Origin of the sequence: Francisella sp. 19X1-34, assembly GCF_041102755.1 — a bacterium.
Lineage (GTDB): Bacteria > Pseudomonadota > Gammaproteobacteria > Francisellales > Francisellaceae > Francisella.
On record NZ_JBGCTX010000002.1, the window covers coordinates 1 to 19,883 of the forward strand.

Consider the following 19,883-nt stretch of genomic DNA (forward strand, 5'->3'; position numbering starts at 1 on the left):
CTATAAACCCTATAGATTTTGATATTCAAATATACAAAGAAAGACATTTGATAGAGAATTTCTTTTCTAAAATTAAGCATTTTAGAAGAGTATTTTCTAGGTTTGATAAAACTATTTCAGCATATATAGGAATGATTAAATTAGCTTGTACTTTTATTTGGCTTCGATGAAAATTTATTTTTGTGCACAGAGCCTACTTATTTTTTCTATCTTTTCATAAAGTTTCTTTTTTAAATAACCTTCTCCAAACTCTATATCTAAATTATTTGTCTCAATAAAACTATAAAACTTACTAAGGTCTAAAACATATTTATCTTGTCTATCTACGACTGTAATATCTGCTTGCTTATTAAGAAGGCCCTCAAATATTTTAATAATATCCAAAACTTTATATCTATATGGATTTGCAACATCAATAATAGAGCATGAAGGACTATTTAACAAATATGAATCAACAATTTTTTTTACATCCTCTATTTCGATAACATATCTATATGCATCCGAATACAGTTTGATTTTATTATTATTTTCAATCGCATTATAGATATAATTTATTAAAGTATTATGTAATTTTAAATTCCCAAAAAGTTGAGGAACTCTAAATATATAATACTTATCTGAAAGATTCTCAATTAAAGTTTCCATCTTTTGTTTGTGCTGATAATATTTATTCTTAGGATAATCTTCTACAGATAATGCACAACTACTAAAATATACAAACTTTTTATCTGAATTATTTTTAAGTGTAGCTTCAAGAAGTTTTCCTTCTCTATCAAATTCTTTTTGCTCTGTACAGTTAGAATTGGATACTCCACTAGCGAAAATAACTACGCTATCATCATCTTTATAGTGATAGAAAACTTCTGCTAACTGACCACTTCCAACTACCACGATGTACCATCCTTATAAACAGTTACATATTTATAACCATTCTTATTTACAAGAGCTGGGGTTATTCTTTCTAAAGCATGCATATAGCTGCCATCATATGGAAGAGGTTCTTCTTGTATAATTTGGCTTTCATCAAGGTCAAAGATATCTTTTATAGCATCAACTCTAGCCCAAAACATATTTCCTAACGGGAATAAAGGTGTTTCATACACCTCAGGTAAGTTTAACATAATACTTAACTCATCAATATATGATTTACTATCACCCATATCCATAAAATGCCTATCTTCAGCAAAAACAAGCCCAACTTTCTTATCCTCAAATAAGCCTAAAACTGAGCTTGCAACACACTCATCGCCTACTAAATTATCTAGCAGATATTTTCTCCATCTATCACCCAAACTATTTGCAACGCTTACAGATTTCTTACTATGAAAATGACCTATAACATCATACTTACACCCTAATATGAGATCTTTAAGACCAAATACCATTGGCCCAATATCACGCCCAATATTATCAACCGTTATAACTTCTATATTGCTAGCTCCACTATCTTTGAATAAATCCTTAATATTTAAAATATCTTTATTCCCTACAGTTGTAATGTATAAATCATATCCAGCAGGTAGGTTTTTGAAATAGTCATTAAACTCTTGAGCTAAATCCACATAATATAAATGAAGATGTACAGCGAATTTCCCTTTATAGCTTTTATTTAAATTTAAAGGAAGCTTATGACATTCATGCGTTGAATGAACATTATTTTTTATAGCTTCATATAAAGGAACTTTATCATAAGAGTTATTTTCTAATGCCCATTTATATGTTGAAAAACCAGCACAAGGGTTAGGAGTTAATCGATATAACCCTTTACGTTGACTCAATATATAATGATACGCAGACTGAACATAACAGAACTCATAATTATTCTCTAATTCAGAAAGCTTTATATACTCACGATCAAAATATTTTGAATTTTCAATATTAGCTAAAATAGTCGAATTCTCTGAATTATACTTCTCACATATACTTATTTGCTCAATCAAAAAGTCGATATACTTATCAAAATCAAGATGGTGCTTAACTATTTGCGAATTATAGTTATTAGATTCTTCTGGCTTTTTAAGGTAATTTGCTATTTCATATCCCAACTTATGCGTATCTAAATAATCTACAATTATTGCTTCTGCGTTATGCTTCTCAAGAAATTCAACAGATCCAGATGCCCCACTAAAGCATGCAATAGGCACATCTGCTTCCAAAGCATCAACAACAACATTTGGAAAAGGATCCATTCTAGAAGTTAAACAAAACATATCTGCAATAGATAGGATACTATCCAAATTTTGCTGGTGACCTAAGAACACAAAGTCATCTTCTAAACCTAAGCTTTTAACTTCCCTTTTTAACAAAAATGAGAATGAACAGTCGGATTCTTTAAGTCCACCACCAACCCATACAAACTTACATTTCCCATCATAATATTTCTTTATATATCTTGAAAGGTATATAAACAAATCCACACCCTTTCTAATATGTACAGATCCAGCAGCTACTATTATTTTGTAGTCATTCTTATTTTGTACATCTATTTTTTTTAATATTTGTTGAACATCATCTGGACTACCATAACTACTAGGTATATATGGTAATTTACCCTGTGGTTGTATAACAATATTTGATGGTTCATTAAAAATCATTGCAGCTTTAGCCAATTGATCCATGATAGAATCTTTAATAATTTTTGCTGGAACTATAACTCTATCAGCTTCAATTATTGTATCTAACATTATCTTTGCAGACTCGACATATCCTGCAAATTCATGAATGAGTGATAAAGTTGGTAATCGCAAATCACTAGCACTACTCAAAACAGAATAAGTTGTTACTGAATTACCAATTACTGCTTTTATAGAAAAATCTTTAGTAATTTCTTTTAAAATTTTTAATGAAGTATTTTTAGTACTTTCACCTAACTCTTCTACTAACAAAACACCATCTTCTTTAAAAGAATCATGTATTTCAGCTTTATCCATTACGTAATGAATCAAATTAAATTTTTCACTTAGCGACTTACCGATATTAAGTCCTAAAAGAGGTGCTCCTGTTGCTGAAGATTGATGAGAAACTAGCACTATAGTTTCTTTGCTTTCATCAAATGCTTTTGCCCCAATTAAGAAACCTTGTCTGATAATTTCAGACTCACTTCTTGGCCTAAACTTACGATATACTTTACTAATAATCTCTCTTCTAGCACTTCCTATTGGAAACATTTTTGAAAGAGCTAACTTACTTTTTTTCACTACTTTGCCCTAAACCCACTAATATTTAATCTCTTAATTCACAAAACTAAAGCTATTGATTAGAAATCACTTTGTTTCTAAAATTCCTTTCTCAATCAATGTATCGACTACAGGTTTTAACTCTTTAAATGGTATCCCACTCCTCTCAGAAATCATTATTAAATCATGATCCCCATCACAAAGATTTAAGACCCACATAATTGCATTAAGACGGTTTGCCGTATCTTTTTGTGACCCTAACGTTGGATACAAACCTCTTTTACCAAGCTGTGGTTCGCAATAAGGCATTTTATTTATATATTTTTCATTTTTCTCAATAAGCTCAATTATATCAAGATATTTTTCAACAGCTTTCTCCATAGATCCAAATGAAATATAATCCTTATTATCAGCAGATGTATGATATTCTGGGTATTTACCATACATAGTTCGCATCAAAGAACCTACTGGAAGGTTAAATCCGGGTGAACAATATTGCCTTTCATCACTACCACATGGGAAAAAATCAACAAGGTTAAACTCTCTCTCAGTCTGTCTTAAAACTATTTCTGCAGCCCTATCAGGTAAACTATTACCAATTCTGCTTTTTTTATAAGTAAACTTACCAGGATCACCGATACACGTTACAACAAACCCTGCCTCCAAGTTATTTTTCCAGTGCTCACCTTTAACTGACAAACTATAAATAGACCCTATTGTCTCAGGGACAAAAATAAACCTATATGTATATTTCAGATCCTTTAACTCTTTTAATCTCTTATATAAAAAGGCAGAAACCAACGGTCCAGATAATTCATTACTTGCTAATGAAGGATGGCAAATGTAAGTTGAAAACAAGATTTCTCTATCTGACTTACCCTCTATAATTGCTTCACCGATTGTCATTGAGCCATTTTCATCCAAAGAAGAGTCAATAAAGACTTCATATATTTCATCTTGGTCTAGCTCTAGGAACTGATTATGTGTTAAGCAAAAACCCCACCTTCTTTTATAATAAGATGTAAGATATGGAATCAAGTCTGGTTGATCAGGCAGTGTATATAGATGAGATTTAAGCTCTTCAAATGAAAGATGTCCTTTAAAAGGTTCTGAGTATCCAAGTATATGCAAATTGTTTTCTGAGAAATCTACAATCTTATTTCCCCTACTATCTTTTATCCACGCTTCTTTGATATTCCATTCAGGAGGAACGTTCCAATCAAAACACTGTGTTCCAGAAGGAACTTCAGTTATTTTTAGATCAATAAGCTCAGAGAGGATTTCAAGAGTTTCCCTGTTACCATCACCTGTAAGACTCCTTGTTATTGGCCAAAGCCTATAAAAATATTCTTCAATCGCGACCTTCATAGAGTTCTCCCATAGTTTGGATGATTAGAAACAAAATAGTATGGATTTTGTTTAATCAAATATTCTGCTACTTCTATAAATTCATTAACATTAAAAACTTTTAACCATCCATTTCCTACAGGAAGTTCCTGTAGCTTGTTTACTTTTTTTAGATTCTCTTCAATACCATAAAGCTTTAGTATAGGATTAACCTTCAACGATCGAGCAAACATTAAATATGATTTTTCAGAAGAAATACTTTCATCTAGATATAGCCCTTTGAACGCTTTCCAATATCTATATGGTACTTCATATTTTTCTTCTACCCAATGAATCATCGAGACAGAATTAAAATCTGCACCCAAAAGGAGTACCTTTCCATTCAACTCTCTAATTCTATCAAACGCTCCACCAGGACTAAATGATGAACCAGTATCATTCTCCACTATAAAATCTGCTTGAGGCCCAATTGCTGAGACTGACTGCATTGGATGTGTACTACGTTTAGCATCTGGAAGATTTCTTACAAATTCAGAAAACACTCCCATACCTTTAGATGGCGATTCTTGTTTATTAAATGCTACCCCTTTGCAAAAATCAAAATTAAAAGTTGGCACAACTATAGTCCCTTCAGCACCTACGGTACTTCTTAATTCATTAAATATTCTTGAGGAGATTTCTCCAATTTGGCAATCCATTGGTATACCAAAGTTTAAAAGTGAATTATGAATTAAAACCACATCACCTTTTTTAAGTCCTAATTTGCAAAAACTATTTGAGAATTCTTTTATACTAAACTTTCTCATTTCCTTTCACCATTCTCAAATTATCTGTTTTATAGCCTAACTTTTCCCAAAATTGGCGAGCGGAACTATTTTCAGCTAAAACTTCAAGCTCAAAAACATTTACTGATTTTTCAACAAAACAATCCTCAAGCTCTTTCACAAGCTTTTTACCTATATGCTTATTTTTATACGAATCTATCACAAAGACATGTGAAATGTAACCAACTTTCTTGGCTCCTAGATAATTAGGTAACAATCTTATATTACCTGCTGCAAACCCCACAACAGCTTTTTCATGAGTTGCTATAGTTATAATATTTAGTTTCCCAAGAGTTTTTTTTATAGTATTTATCCACAGAAACTCTCCATTATCAGCTAGTTTATGGACAAGACCCTTTGTATCCATATATTTATACATTTCAGAAAATAAATATGCCACTCTACTATAAACTTTATTATCCTCTAATGATGAAAGAGAACGAGTCTTAATTTCCATTATCAATAAGCTCCACAAGATTATCGATAGAAGTAAACTCGGCAGGATCTAAATCACTAAAATCAAACTCAACATTAAAAGTTGATTCTATATCAACTATAAACTCTAAAAAAGATATTGAATCAAGTACTCCTTGATATAATAAGCTTTCTTTAGTATCAATGTCACTTGCTGACAAACCAAGTCCATCTAATTTAGGCTGTAACAAATCAATTATTTTTGTTTTTGTTATATTTCTCATACTATCCTACTTTTGTTGATAATTTTTTTATATCAATTTTACCATTTGAATTCAAAGGAAAATCTTTTATATATAAAATATTTTTGGGAACCATATACTCAGGTAGCTTGTCTTTTAGATATTTTAAAATCAAATTCTTGTCAATGACGCAATTACTATCAACGAAGCTATAAAGACTTTCCGCAGCTCCACCTGACAAAGGATAAGGAATAGTATAAACTAAGTCACAACATGTATACTCCCTAATTGCAAGATTAATTTCATCTAATTCAATCCTATACCCTCTAATTTTCACTTGATGATCCTTTCTAGATAGATAAAATAGGTGGCCTTTTTCAAATTTTACAATATCTCCAGTTTTGTACCATACTTTATTATTATTTGGAAACTTAATATATGACTCAGCAGTCTGTTTTGGTTTATCATAGTAACCTGCTGTTATTTGAGTTCCAGATAAACAAAGTTCTCCACAATTATCTATGATTTTATTTTTCTCATCAATTAAACAATAGCGTTGAGTACTAAATATTTCACCAATAGATACAATACCATTATATTCTAGAATTTTAGTTTCATCACGTGGAATGAGGTAGTGAGTTATACCAATAGTTGCTTCAGTAGGCCCATATATGTTTTCTAAAATTGAGTTAGAAGCCGCTTTTTGCCAAGCTATAGCAATTGATTTCTGTAATGCTTCGCCACAAAAAAAACTATAACGCAAGCTCGGGAAACAACTATCCTTTAACATTCTAAACTTATTCATAAACTGTGCCATAGAGGGTACAGAAAACCAAATTGTTAATTTATTTTCTCTTATAAATTTTGCAGGTGCCATCAAATTAGCTTCAGGAATAACATATAACGCAGCACCAACAGACCACGAAAGAAACATATCGTGAACACTCAAATCAAATGTCAAATCAAATGTCTGTGAAAATCTATCGTCAGAGTTAATATCATATCTCCTCTTTAGATAATTAATATAACTAAATACATTTTCGTGACTAACAGGAACACCCTTGGGCAAACCGGTACTTCCTGAGGTAAACATTATGTATGCATACTCACCCCCAGAAGTCTCTTTAAGATCTATGGTATCTCGCGCCACTATATCACTAGTGTATATTTCAAATTTACCTTTTATAGAATACGGAACCTGGTTTTGACTAATTTGAGGACATATTAGAACTGTATTTTTTTTCAAAGAATCTGCAATTACAGCAATCTGCTCTAAACCATTAGCATCAGCTACTATCAAATCTAGTTCTGCCATTTCTATAATAGTTCTATTTCTTTCTGATGGAAATTTTGGATTTAGTGGAACATATGTTTTACCACTAGATAACACACCAAGTATTCCTTGATAGCAAGTTAAAGACCTTAAACCAAAAATCCCTACATTTTTATGCTTGTAGTTTCTAACAACATTTGCTACTCTTCGTGATTCAGATAACAATTCATTATAAGTATATTGAACACCATCAACAACTAGAGAAGTTTTAGTTCCAAATTTAGAACATGAACTCTCAAAAAGAGAAAATATATTTCCAACCATAACCTACTAACCCAATATATTTATATATACTGGTAATACTTAACTTCTTATCATTTATGAATTATATAATTAAACTAATTTAATGTCATTAGATAAGCACTCAATAGTTATTTTTTATACATCTAAATATTAAGTTGCATTACTTACTATCAGGTTATCCTAAAGACTTCTACACCTAATTAACTCAACTTTTCTGTTCTTATAGCTATCTACGACTATAATATTTTTGTGATCAGATACTTTACAAGCTTGTGAAATATTAAAATCTTTTTTTGATCTCCATAGACTATCTGAGTCATAATCCTTCAAACCATAAGTATCGCCCAAATTATGAACACCATAAATTAATGGAATACCATTCACTGCATATATAAGCATTTCTGGCCAGTTTCTAATATCTGTTCTCTGATATTTCTTAAGTTCCGTTTGAAATACTTCTTTTGGTATATATAACACAGAGTTAGTCTTACTCAAATTCTTTTTCCTCATATATTTATAGATAAACTGTCTAAAATTATATAAAGTAGACTTATCATCTGGTCTAGAGTATTTCATATAATTCATACTAGGAATATCTACAACCATTTTCTGAGGAGTTGCAATATAGTTATGACATAATACAAACAATAATATAATGCTTATAAACTTAACTGAAGCATTATTTGTTAATGATTTACTCTGTGCAATCAAATTATATATAATTACCATAGTAAGTACTGAGTTCAAACCAATTTCAAAGTACATCCTATTTGCATAGCCAAAATTTGGATAATGACCAAAAATTAATGACATTACAAATAAAGAAATCAAGCTAGAAAAGAAAATATTGATATTTCGATATTTTTTAAAAAGTACATTTTGTATAAAAATAACAAACAATAAAACATATGCTTCTGTAAACCTAACATCAGGATATAAAAGATTTAAAGAAGCCCTTTTAAATAATGAGATTGTCTCTATACTCATATATAAAATCTCAAATCTTCTAAATACTACTAGATATATCCCACAAATAAAAATAGCTAAAATGCTAGCTATGAGGTACAACTTTCTCCTCTGAATTTTTGATATATAGAATAACCCTACTAACAGAATACTCAAATATATGAGTCCAGAATACAAACATTCTGCAACTGCTATTTTTGAGGTCATAAGTGTATCAAACACATAAAAGAAAACTACCCATATAATACCTGAAATATATACATACTTATTTTTAGGAAATCTAAATAATAGTAATATACCTACAAAAGATGCATACATAAAGCCGGTAGATATTTTACCTATTGCAACAATTACTATAAATAATGTAATAAATAAGAATTTTTTTAAATCATACTCATTAAATAGTAGACTATTTATTACTGTTTTAAAACTTAACAAAATTAGCACAGTAGTAAACCAAAGTGCTTCTGAAGCTACCGCGTTTCCCCAGTAGTCTGTCAACAACAGTCCCATAAGTAAAACACATACTGTAAAAACTATATAACTACCATTTCTATTAAAAGATAATATAAATATCATAATACTTGATAAATATAAGAATATTTTAAACCAAAAAAACAATCCATAACTATCGTATGCCTCTAGCCCCGTTGCTATAACCAAGATTGCATCTACATAATGACTTAAAACATGATAAACAAGTAGTGGCGTATTATTCTCAGCAATACTTGGATACCCAAAATTTATTATACTTTGAATTAGTGACACATGAAACGCACTATCAACATTCCAAACCCCTGCATCAGCATTTTGGAGTATCAAAAAAGGGAAGCCTCCTTTATCAGGGGACATATGAATCAATAAAATAGAGCTAGTAAATATTATAAAAATAACAATAATAGGAATAGAGAACAGTATATTTGTTATATTAAAATCAAGTCTGAATCTCAAAATATCTCTTTGGAAAATACCAAGCATAAATATTAGTAAAATAAGAAATACAAATGCAACAAATAGTATCCTCAAAAAACTAAACTGAGGAAATCGAAGCTCTACATTTATAAGAATCCATAAAAAATAGATACTAAAGCTAATAAAGCAGACTGATTGTATACATATCGTTCTTTCTATCTTCTTAATTTCACTGTAAAGTAATAGGATACATCTTTGTACTATAATAGAAAAAGCACATACTTTTCTAATACACACATATATCCAATTTACATACTTTACTAAAATAGCATACATAATGTAACAACATACTATAGTAATCAGTTGGCTAAAGCGAAGCCTAAAATCAAACACTTGTAAATAAAGATTTTGAATAGGTACTGAGATTAAAGATACAATCAGTATCAAAGTTAGCTTTTCATATAAAGGTAGATAGTTTTTAGATATGCAAATATTTAAAGATAGCCCACCAAAAATAGATATAAAAGATGATATAGCATAAGATTGATCCAACTTTATTAATAATGCAAAAATCAAAATAGTTAATGCTATAGAAACACCTATCTTAAATATATTCCTTACTACACCACTTACCAACAACATTACAAATATAACCTATACTTTCTTTAACCTATAGAAGATCTAATTAACTTTCATCATTACTTTCGTATAAAGTCAAACTATCATCAGGGCGACTATTATGATAATTCATAACCATCTACAATTAACTTAATAAGATACCTTATCATATTGTCTATATAATCAGGAGTATATAAAGTTGTAACTATTGATAGTCTTTATTAAACCTTTCCTACATATAAACCACATTATCCCTTTAAAAGATCTAACCAAAGTCTCTAAGTAATTTCCAATTCAACTATTTTAAATCTTACTATTATCTATATAACATCAATCATAGCTACATTGTCCACAAATAATATTAGTTTATTATATTTGGAACATGCTAAGGCTAATATTCGTTCATTAGTCTATACTATACCTATCAGACTATCAATCTCATTAATACTTCCAATATTATATATCTCATAAACAACACTCTTTTCAACTACTTGTTTAATATAACAACATCACAATGGCCTACTGTATATAAACAATCACAGATACTTAAACAATCTACACACACCTGAACACAGGTTCTTGATTTATATAACTTTTTATAATAATGGACTTTAATTTCTCAAGATACTGGTACAAACTCATAGTGGCTTGAGCTATTAAGAATTTAAAAATGCCTTATTACTAACTAACTTAAAACTATATTTAAAATCTATCTAATTTTAACACCTAAAATATGTGAGCATCTTTTATATTCCTAAACATAGATAGAATATAGATTCTTCACATATCTATGACAAACTAAAGTTATCTATCTTCATGCTTTATCAACTTATGGATAGCCTTCGATAGCCTACCTTCAAAAACCGGAATTAAAGGATTACCAAGTTCTTCTAAATATTTTTTTCCTAATAATTTTGAGCCAATACTATTTAGGTGGTGTGCATCTGCAAATATAGGAATTTTATTAACAGTTGTTTTACATGTAGCTTTATTACATATAACTCTACTAGGGCTAACTATAAATACCTGGTTAGGATAGCTATGCTTCAACTGATAATATAAAACCATATATGGCTTTATATATTGATGATATATCACTGATGATATTTTACAATTTAAATGCACCCTATTAATAGCACAAAGATTTGTAATATTACCATTTGCAACAAAAGTTTTAGCTGGTTGACCCAAATAAGGTGTATCTACAATTAATACCACTTTTTTGCCATTTTGTAGTGCTTGTTTTAGTATCTTATAGTATATCTTTTGAGGATCATTAGCTCCTTTAAGACCTAAATTTTTCATCATAGCAAAAATAATAACATTATATTGACTATTTCTTTTGATGGCATTTTTCATGAAGTTAAATCTAACTCTCATTATAGGGTTTTTAACTTTCTCAACTAAATTACTCGGATACAAAATACGAGGTAATGCAGGATTAGATAAATTCGGAGTTATAGCTAATAATGTAGCATTAGAATCAACATTTTTCACCCATTGAGAAATCATTGGCCAATCTGATCGAGCATGAGAATTACCAATAACTAAAATATGTGACTCTTTATTTTTAAAAACCTTACAGTTTTGTGGATTATACTTTTTATAAACATTTTCATTATTAGGCGATTCAAAATTGTAAAAACAACCATTCTTATCTACCGATTCAAAGCCATATTTAAAATCTAACTTATTTTGATTTATAATTGGCTTATTAAAACCAAAATTTTTCACATACACACTACCTAATGCAAAACAAGATGCTATAAATATAGGTATTAAACATAGTAAAATAATTGTTTTAATGAAAGGTAATTTTATTCTATATCTAAATGGCTTCTCTACAAAAAAATAAGTTAGCGTAGCTAAACATAGACTAATTATAAATATTATAGTCTTTACTAAATACGTTTTATCAATACTTAGATAGTTTATATAAGCAATAATAGGCCAATGCCATAAATAAAGAGAATATGAAATTAAACCAATCGCAACTATAGGCTTTATACAAAAAATTCTGTTAATTATAGGAGTATAATTTAAATCACTTCCAGAATAGATATAAAGTGTAGCTCCTAAGCATGTAATAATACTCCAGTTACTTGGATATGGAACAGCTCTAAATAGTATTGGATATAACATAAAGACTATAGCCAACGCCGACAGAATATTTAAAAGTATTTTACTATTAAGCGGTTTACTTTTAGTAAAGTAAATTGCTAATATGCAACCAAATAATAGTTCAAATGCCCTAGTTAAAGGATAGTAGTAATAGTTCTGTTCAGAATAATGATTAGTAATTTCAAAATAACTAAAATATTTAAAACAAAATATAGAATATACAAATATTATCACTGAAATAGCAACTAACTTTGAAAATAAGCTAAATTTTGATGGGCCTATATTTTTATCTTTCCATTTAAATCTAATACCAACATTAAAAATAGATATTAAAATCAATGGCCAAAATATATAAAATTGTTCTTCGACACCTAATGACCATGTGTGTAATAAAGGTATAATCGTCGCATTTGTGCTAAAGTATCCGAAGTTTAAGAAGTTAAAGAAATATAGATTTGATACTGATACTAATGCGCTTACTAGTGATTTAGAATAATTCTCAAGATCCTGTGGAAGCAATATTATCCATGCAAATATTGTAGATATTAATAATACTGTTATCAATGCTGGAAATATTCTTCTAACTCTCCTTAGATAAAAGCTTTTTAAAGAGAAGGTATTTTCTTTTAAATCTCTAATAATTATTGTAGTTATTAAATATCCTGATATAACAAAGAATATATCTACACCTAGAAAACCTGATTTTACCCATGATACGTCTAAATGAAACATAACGACTGACAAAACGGCCAAAGCTCTTAGTCCATCAATATCTTTCCTATACTTGATGTTACTCATAAAAATTTTAAATTCTAAAAGTCTTAGTCTGCAAATTATATCACAATTTACACTCTAAATTATTAACACTAAACCAAAGCTTAAGATTAAAACTTCTTCTTATGAAATCTGATGTTTTGCACTTATAACTACAACTTGTATAGCTAGAATAACCTAGCTTATAGATATTTATTTATCAGTATCTTTTTTTAAAAAATTTTGTTACAAATCTAAAAACAACTCTAAAAGGTCGAGTTACACGCCAACTTACACTATTTTTAACACCGTTAAACTCTTCCTCTAAACAAGCTAATTCTGTTTTTAATTCAACTATTTCAAAGTTTAAGGTTTTATTAGTTGAATCATGAATTTTAGACTTTTCTAAAAGTTTATTATTATCAAATGCTAATATACTATTGTCGACCATTTGTTTATTACATAATTCCAATAGTTCTGATAAAGTATGATCGTTACTTCCTAAGCTATTATTTTGTTTAAGCAATTTCTCCTTATACTGTATATATATAGTATTAAACATTTGTTCTGGAGAGATATCATCAAGTACAATGCCATTTTCATACTTTGAAACAAAATCACTTTGAGCACCAATATTAAATGAAATTACTGGAAGTCCTGTAGCCACCATTTCCTGAGTAGCATATGAAAACGTCTCTGGACAGATACTAGGCATAATAAAACAGTCAATACTCATATTATTTAAAACATCATGAATATTATCATGATTAAATTCACCATGTTTAACTAAAAAAGGAGACTCTTCAAGCTTTGAATCCACACATGTACCAATGACATTGATATAAATAGGTACTCTATGAGACTGAATCATTTTCAATACTTCATAAATTATCTTTGAGCCCTTACTGACACCAATATGCCCAATAATAAATACATTAAAACTAACTCTGAAACCCATATCAACTTGAGAATGTTTTTTTACTTTAGATAGATACGATAAGTCATGACTTAAAACTCTTACCTTATCCTTTTCAATATCATATACAGATAAATACCTGCACTTAGTATCAAAAGATGGAAATGTTATCTTACTAGCTCTTGAGAAAAGTTTTTTCCAAATTTCCCTCCACTCATTTATCCCTTTAATTCCTCTTTTATATGCACTTCTAACTTCAAACGTAGACGTATCTATTTCATTACCAAAATTTTTATATTTATCAAGACAGTCATTACAGGTCGCCTCATCAGGGAGATCACAAAATTTCATTTCGTAATTAAGAAGATTTACTGTTGGGCATACAAAATAATAATCATGAACATTAACATGGATATCACAGTTAGTAGTTACCTTCAAATCATAGATAAGCTTTATCCAACCATACATATCTGATGATTCTATAAGATGATTTATGGATATATATTTGTTACTCATCTTCGATATAACTTCTAGCAAGTCTATTGAATAATACTCTTTCACTTGTTGATCTGTTACGAACAAACATTTAGTTGCAATAAAACCTTCAAATCTCTCACGAGCATCTACTATAAGCAGAGGCTCCTTAAAGGATTGATTTAGTAGATAGGTATAAGCTCCTCCACCAAATACTGTATTTATTACTAAGCTACCTTGCTTAATTAATGATCTAAAACCACTACTATTTAAAAAACTATCCATACTATTTATATACACTCTTGATCGATATATTCAAACTAAATTAAGAATTACTCTTAAAAGCTAATTAATAATATCTAGTATTATATAACTAACCTACCCTTTTCCTAATTTTAAAAATTAGAGAACTTACAAATCTCAAAGAATTATATACTTTTGACGTATAGAATTTTTGTATTTTTGTATTTAACTCATTAACACTACTATTAATAGTTTCTAGCTTCTCATTTTCACTTACGAGTCTTTCATTAAGCTCTTTCAACTCCTCTAATTTAGTTGAAAAACTTAAGTTTTTATAAAACAAACTCTTCTTTGTAACTTCTACTGATGTATTGCTTAATATGGAATAAATAGTTTCTACAGTTGTTGAAGATATAGCTGCTGAGCTTACCCCACCCAATCTAAATTCAGAAATAGTTATATCAGCATATATAAATTTTGCACCAGATAAGTATGCCTTTAAGAAAAAGTCGAAATCTGCAGTAATTCTAAAAGCTGTATTAAATTTTAATTCTTTTAACAAATCAGCTTTTGTTAGGGTTGATGGATGACCAAAAGGCATTCGATCAAATATAGTTTCTATTTTTTCAGGAGAATCTTCATATAAGAACTCTCCTGACTCAGACATAAATTTAGTTTTACCATAAATTACACCGGCATTTTCAGCTTCAGCAATAGCCTTAGCTAAAACATCATTTTGTGCATAAATATCATCTGCATTTATAAAAGATATCCACTCTCCTGATGCCAAGCTAATTCCCTTATTCATAGCATCATAAATACCATGATCAGGTTCGCTCACAAACTTATCGATATAATCCTCATATTTTTTGATTATATTTAATGTATTATCTTTAGATGCGCCATCTACTATTATGTACTCTATATCGTTCCTAATAGTTTGAGATATAACACTTTTTATTGTTCTCTCTATACCTTCTTGGCCATTATACACAATTGTTACAACAGATATCTTTTTCATTTACGCCTCCAAGGAAAGACATACAATAAACTATAAATTTTTTTACCTAGCCTATATACTAAAGTATTCTGAATCTCACCAAACTCCTTTTGTCTCTCTTGAAGAGTTTTTTCTTGCTCATTTATTTGAGTATTAATATATCTAATATGACGCTTAATCCTATTAACTTCACAATCACCCAAACGAGCAAAAGGCTTATAATATTCGCTATTAACTAAAGCCTCTTCACCAAAATATTTAGAAATAATAAATAACTTTTCAATCCTTTCTTCAAATGATTTCAAAAAACTACTTTTTGAAATAGGCAACAATAGGTGTACAAAAGATATATCATCTTTAAATAACCTTATAAGCAAATCATATTCTGCAGAATATTTGTATGTTGTATTAAACATATATGACTTCAAAATACTTGTTTTAAAAATGCAAGATTCAAACTGAAATGGTTGAGACTTAGAAATAGTTTCTACGGGTTTAGCAACCTCAGTTTTATATGTATTTAAAGATTCGCTAACTATTTTTAATGAATCTCCATAATATATATCAGCAGTATTTGCTTTAGTCATAGAGAGGATATCTTTAATAACATTTTCAGATGCATATGTACTTCCTATTTGTAAAAAAGAAATCCATTCTGATGAAACTATTGAAGCACAACTATTCAATGCTTCATAATATGAAATATCTACCTTCTTTATCAGATTAAAAGATAGTGATTGACTACTAAACAGTTTATCATTATGGTCTAAATCACCACAAGTATCCACTATAAACACATTAATCTTGTCATGTCTTGCCTGGCTATATATACTCTTTAAACTTTTTTTAAGTAAATAATATTTTCTTTGATTATAGATTATTACAACTGATAGTTTTTTTTCTGATTCCATTTTCATTCCAATTACCTATTAAGAATTTTTTATAAGACCATCTTTAATAGTACATTACCTCTCAAAATCCAACATCAAACTGAAAAAGCTTTTATTTTTAATAAGTAATTCATATATACTAAACCTTATGTAATTATACTAATATACCACCTATAAATATATCACAAACCACTGAATTAAAAACCACTCCGACAACTAACATTTTATTATTATATATTTATCAAATGAATCACCTCACAAGCTTTTTTCAATGCGTTGCATATTTTAGTTTATAAGATAAAGATGTAGCCATTAATCATCATAAGTTTCATAATTCAAAATTCTTGATGACTTACATAATATATACTTAATACAAATAAAACTAAGCTTTAACAGATAGCTCTTTTAGAAGCTGTACAACAGGTTCTGCAAAACACATTTCTCTAGGACTTTGCATTGAATACTTTTCTATTATCTCCATATAGTTAGAGCTTATATTATCAATATTAAGTATTTCTTTAACAGCTTTTTTACAACTTCTAACATCTGATACACTCCAAACATTAGAAAACATAGAAGCAAACGCATTCTTCCCAAATGCCAAACAAGGTTTATTAGATGAAGATGCTTCCATAAAAACACTACCTGAATTAGATGCTACAATCTGAGAGTTTTCAATAAGTTCTTTTTGACTTACTTCTGTCTTTATTAAATGCACATTACTCATATTAGAAATATATTCATAGAATCTTTTATTTTTATATTGAGGTAATGATTTGGTATATGAATCTAAGTTATATGCTTTTTCTTTAAACTGTGTAGGATGTTCTTTCACATATATCTTCCAACCTTCAGGCAACACTGAACGTAATATTTTAATATTATATAATTGCAGAGAGTTAATACCATCAAGCGGTGAGATTGTACTCTCAGGTTCAAAATGAAGAGGTATAAAAATATATTTATCTATTTCGTTTGGAATTGTGCAGAGCTTGTCATAAAAGCCTTTAATCCCTTTTAAATAAAAAGGAAAAAAATATAACCTCTTATATAGTTCAAACTTAACAACTCTACAAAATTCGCCTACCGTCATTTTAGAGAAGATTTCAGAAAGGCGAGGGCCTGATAAGTTAATTTGACCTGCATCCCTATACATACTTAATTCTTGATTATTATATTCATTAAAGGATCTTAAAGACTCTACAATAGTATCACTCTTAGAATCAACTAAACAAAATCTTTTCATTCCAGCATCACCAAAACCTAAAGCTCTTCTTTGTACAACTTTAGCAACAGAATTAGAGTCAATAGCAGCTTTCTCTACCATATAATCTGCTAAATAATGATTTTGAGTAGCACTATATACAATATCTACATTATAAGTTTTGAAAAGATTAATAAAGTAGCTGTATATATCAATACCATGTTCTACAGCTCGCGTGGTAAAGTTAAATTTGTTCCAATACCTATTATCTGCTGCAAAAGCTCCTACACTATCGACATGATTTAGACTATCTATATTGAAATCATAAGTTTCACTAATAGGTAGTGTTGATAAGAATCCTATTTCCTTATCTATTTTAGATAAAGCACTAAGCTCTAATGCATCTATTATATATGCATTCCTATACATTATAAATTCGCAATTAGGAAATAACTCCTTACACTTAAATAGATTGACGGCATTATCATAAATCATAATATCTTTATTAAAAATTGCATTCTCATAATTAAGTACTATATATATAGTTCCTACTGCTTGATTTTCTCTTAAGCGCTGAATCAATTCTTTAATATTTATAAGTGTCCATTTACAATTTATAAGTACATTTATTTTTTTCATTAACACACCTTTTAATATATCTATGCATACCAATCTATTTATCTTAATAACTAACAGACTCAATAATAATTAGTTATGTTAAATTAATAACTACATAAAGCAAAGTATCATTTTTTATTTCTTATTTTTTTAACTAAACTATACATTCCTGTAAGCTTTAAAAGTACTCTCAAACCTCTGAACAAAAAGCTCTTGAGTTTATAATAGATATATGGAATCACTAAATATCTAAGCCTTGTAAACATAAGCTTTATAAATGGTAAAGCAGTAAATCTAATAAAAATACTCAATTTGTTATTTCTAATGATTTTTATATATAAGAATACTATAAACCAATAAAATACTGTAGTTATGCCAACAAAAGCAGATTTTATAAAATAAATTACTCTAGAATCCAAAGTGACAAACTCCCCTTTAAAACAAAAATACTTATGATTTGTAACATCAAAATTCTATTGATGTAAGCTCTACTTACCCTCAAATCTATCGCCAAATTCATAATCTTTCTCAGCTACTTTACCTAGAATATCTTTTAAATATTTAGGATGCATACCTTTGCCTGGTCTAACACTACGGATATTTTCCTCTGTGAAAACATCTCCCTTTTTTATATCTTTTGATACATATAAGCTTCTAGAATGCTCTCTACTAAGTTGCTTTTTAGCCGTCATGCTATAATCAACCCTGCCAATTAGTTTTTCAGTATCTCTTACTACCTGTATCATTTCAGAAAACTCCTTTCTATCTAGAGAAAAATCCGCATCTGCTCCACCTATAGATTTATCCAATATAAAGTGTTTCTCAATAACTTTTGCGCCTAGAGTAGTTGCAACAACAGGAGCCGTGATGCCTAACGTATGATCTGAAAAACCTGAAACAACACCAAAAGTATCTGCCAAATTTGGAATCATTGCTAAGTTTGCATCCTCCAATTTAGCTGGGTAAGCACTGGTACATTTAAGCAACACAATATCGTTATTTCCAGCTTTTCTACATATATTCACTGCATCTTGAATCTCATCAATAGTCGCTATTCCTGTTGATATAATCATAGGCTTACCTTTTGATGCTGTATATCTAATAAGCTCATAATCGGTAATCTCAAACGAAGCAATCTTATATGCACTAGGATTAAATTGCTCTAAGAAATCAACAGCAGTCTTATCAAATGGCGAAGAGAAAATATCTATACCTATTTCTCTAGCATAGCTAAATAGTTCAGCATGCCACTCCCAAGGAGTGTATGCCTCTTGATAAAGATCATATAAGTATTTCCCATCCCAAAGAGTTCCCTGCGTTATTAAAAAATCATCTTTTTTACAGTTTAACGTTATTGTATCAGCTGTATATGTTTGTAACTTGATTGCATTTGCACCAATTTCTTTAGCAGCTTTAATTGTATCTAAAGCATTTTTTATACTACCATTATGATTAGCACTTAACTCTGCTATTATATACACACCATCATTCTTTAGATCAAAATTCCCTATTTTCATAAAAATCCCTAACTTCTCAATTTTCTAAATTAAATACTGAAATAGGTAACACAAAAAAACTACCTCATTACC

At 29.2% G+C, this 19,883-nt stretch carries 14 protein-coding genes and 1 pseudogene; 1 reads left to right on the forward strand and 14 read right to left on the reverse strand.

The window, feature by feature from the left end:
* Nucleotides 1–170, forward strand: a pseudogene (locus tag AB8E56_RS00420) (IS5/IS1182 family transposase); the annotation flags it as partial.
* A gap of 4 nt (nt 171–174) precedes the next feature.
* Here AB8E56_RS00420 and AB8E56_RS00425 read toward each other — a convergent pair.
* The 14 genes from AB8E56_RS00425 to pseI form a co-directional block, all read right to left on the reverse strand.
* Nucleotides 175–891 carry an NAD(P)-dependent oxidoreductase gene (locus AB8E56_RS00425; protein WP_329476803.1) on the reverse strand — a complete coding sequence of 239 codons (717 nt, stop codon included), beginning with the start codon at nt 889–891 and terminating at the stop codon, nt 175–177.
* Nucleotides 885–3,197 carry a rhamnan synthesis F family protein gene (locus tag AB8E56_RS00430; protein WP_329476805.1) on the reverse strand — a complete coding sequence of 771 codons (2,313 nt, stop codon included), beginning with the start codon at nt 3,195–3,197 and terminating at the stop codon, nt 885–887. Before AB8E56_RS00430 ends, AB8E56_RS00425 begins: the two co-directional genes overlap by 7 nt.
* Before the next feature lie 66 nt (nt 3,198–3,263).
* Nucleotides 3,264–4,544 (reverse strand): DUF4910 domain-containing protein, encoded by a 1,281-nt coding sequence (locus AB8E56_RS00435; RefSeq protein ID WP_329476807.1) that lies wholly within the window; start codon nt 4,542–4,544, stop codon nt 3,264–3,266.
* A complete protein-coding gene (locus tag AB8E56_RS00440) occupies nt 4,541–5,329 on the reverse strand; it encodes an AAC(3) family N-acetyltransferase (protein ID WP_329476809.1) in 789 nt (262 codons plus the stop codon). Before AB8E56_RS00440 ends, AB8E56_RS00435 begins: the two co-directional genes overlap by 4 nt.
* Nucleotides 5,316–5,804, reverse strand: a complete 489-nt coding sequence (locus AB8E56_RS00445) for a GNAT family N-acetyltransferase (RefSeq protein WP_329476811.1) — start codon at nt 5,802–5,804, stop codon at nt 5,316–5,318. Before AB8E56_RS00445 ends, AB8E56_RS00440 begins: the two co-directional genes overlap by 14 nt.
* The gene (locus AB8E56_RS00450; protein WP_329476813.1) at nt 5,794–6,045 is read right to left on the reverse strand and encodes an acyl carrier protein; all 252 of its coding nucleotides are present in this window, start codon (nt 6,043–6,045) and stop codon (nt 5,794–5,796) included. The genes AB8E56_RS00445 and AB8E56_RS00450 overlap by 11 nt, the downstream gene beginning before the upstream one ends.
* A gap of 1 nt (nt 6,046) precedes the next feature.
* A complete protein-coding gene (locus tag AB8E56_RS00455; protein ID WP_329476815.1) occupies nt 6,047–7,600 on the reverse strand; it encodes an AMP-binding protein in 1,554 nt (517 codons plus the stop codon).
* A 159-nt stretch (nt 7,601–7,759) separates the two neighbouring features.
* The gene (locus AB8E56_RS00460) at nt 7,760–10,099 is read right to left on the reverse strand and encodes a hypothetical protein (RefSeq protein ID WP_329476817.1); all 2,340 of its coding nucleotides are present in this window, start codon (nt 10,097–10,099) and stop codon (nt 7,760–7,762) included.
* Between the two features lie 780 nt (nt 10,100–10,879).
* Entirely contained in the window at nt 10,880–12,994 is a 2,115-nt protein-coding gene (locus AB8E56_RS00465) for an acyltransferase family protein (protein ID WP_329476818.1), read from the reverse strand.
* 175 nt (nt 12,995–13,169) lie between these two features.
* Entirely contained in the window at nt 13,170–14,624 is a 1,455-nt protein-coding gene (locus AB8E56_RS00470; RefSeq protein WP_329476820.1) for a glycosyltransferase, read from the reverse strand.
* Nucleotides 14,625–14,712: 88 nt separating this feature from the next.
* A complete protein-coding gene (locus tag AB8E56_RS00475) occupies nt 14,713–15,603 on the reverse strand; it encodes a glycosyltransferase family 2 protein (protein ID WP_329476822.1) in 891 nt (296 codons plus the stop codon).
* Nucleotides 15,600–16,493, reverse strand: a complete 894-nt coding sequence (locus tag AB8E56_RS00480) for a hypothetical protein (protein WP_329476824.1) — start codon at nt 16,491–16,493, stop codon at nt 15,600–15,602. The genes AB8E56_RS00475 and AB8E56_RS00480 overlap by 4 nt, the downstream gene beginning before the upstream one ends.
* Nucleotides 16,494–16,854: 361 nt before the next feature.
* The gene (locus AB8E56_RS00485) at nt 16,855–18,315 is read right to left on the reverse strand and encodes a hypothetical protein (protein ID WP_329476826.1); all 1,461 of its coding nucleotides are present in this window, start codon (nt 18,313–18,315) and stop codon (nt 16,855–16,857) included.
* A gap of 467 nt (nt 18,316–18,782) precedes the next feature.
* The gene (gene pseI, locus AB8E56_RS00490) at nt 18,783–19,811 is read right to left on the reverse strand and encodes a pseudaminic acid synthase (protein ID WP_329476828.1); all 1,029 of its coding nucleotides are present in this window, start codon (nt 19,809–19,811) and stop codon (nt 18,783–18,785) included.
* Nucleotides 19,812–19,883 lie beyond the last annotated feature (72 nt).

What these genes read in the sequence shown, in the direction of transcription:
- AB8E56_RS00435 (WP_329476807.1), bottom strand. Translation starts at nt 4,544, where the DNA reads ATGAAGGTCGCGATTGAAGAATATTTTTATAGGCTTTGGCCAATAACA.
- AB8E56_RS00440 (WP_329476809.1), bottom strand. Translation starts at nt 5,329, where the DNA reads ATGAGAAAGTTTAGTATAAAAGAATTCTCAAATAGTTTTTGCAAATTA.
- AB8E56_RS00445 (WP_329476811.1), bottom strand. Translation starts at nt 5,804, where the DNA reads ATGGAAATTAAGACTCGTTCTCTTTCATCATTAGAGGATAATAAAGTT.
- AB8E56_RS00450 (WP_329476813.1), bottom strand. Translation starts at nt 6,045, where the DNA reads ATGAGAAATATAACAAAAACAAAAATAATTGATTTGTTACAGCCTAAA.
- AB8E56_RS00455 (WP_329476815.1), bottom strand. Translation starts at nt 7,600, where the DNA reads ATGGTTGGAAATATATTTTCTCTTTTTGAGAGTTCATGTTCTAAATTT.
- AB8E56_RS00460 (WP_329476817.1), bottom strand. Translation starts at nt 10,099, where the DNA reads ATGTTGTTGGTAAGTGGTGTAGTAAGGAATATATTTAAGATAGGTGTT.
- AB8E56_RS00465 (WP_329476818.1), bottom strand. Translation starts at nt 12,994, where the DNA reads ATGAGTAACATCAAGTATAGGAAAGATATTGATGGACTAAGAGCTTTG.
- AB8E56_RS00470 (WP_329476820.1), bottom strand. Translation starts at nt 14,624, where the DNA reads ATGGATAGTTTTTTAAATAGTAGTGGTTTTAGATCATTAATTAAGCAA.
- AB8E56_RS00475 (WP_329476822.1), bottom strand. Translation starts at nt 15,603, where the DNA reads ATGAAAAAGATATCTGTTGTAACAATTGTGTATAATGGCCAAGAAGGT.
- AB8E56_RS00480 (WP_329476824.1), bottom strand. Translation starts at nt 16,493, where the DNA reads ATGGAATCAGAAAAAAAACTATCAGTTGTAATAATCTATAATCAAAGA.
- AB8E56_RS00485 (WP_329476826.1), bottom strand. Translation starts at nt 18,315, where the DNA reads ATGAAAAAAATAAATGTACTTATAAATTGTAAATGGACACTTATAAAT.
- pseI (WP_329476828.1), bottom strand. Translation starts at nt 19,811, where the DNA reads ATGAAAATAGGGAATTTTGATCTAAAGAATGATGGTGTGTATATAATA.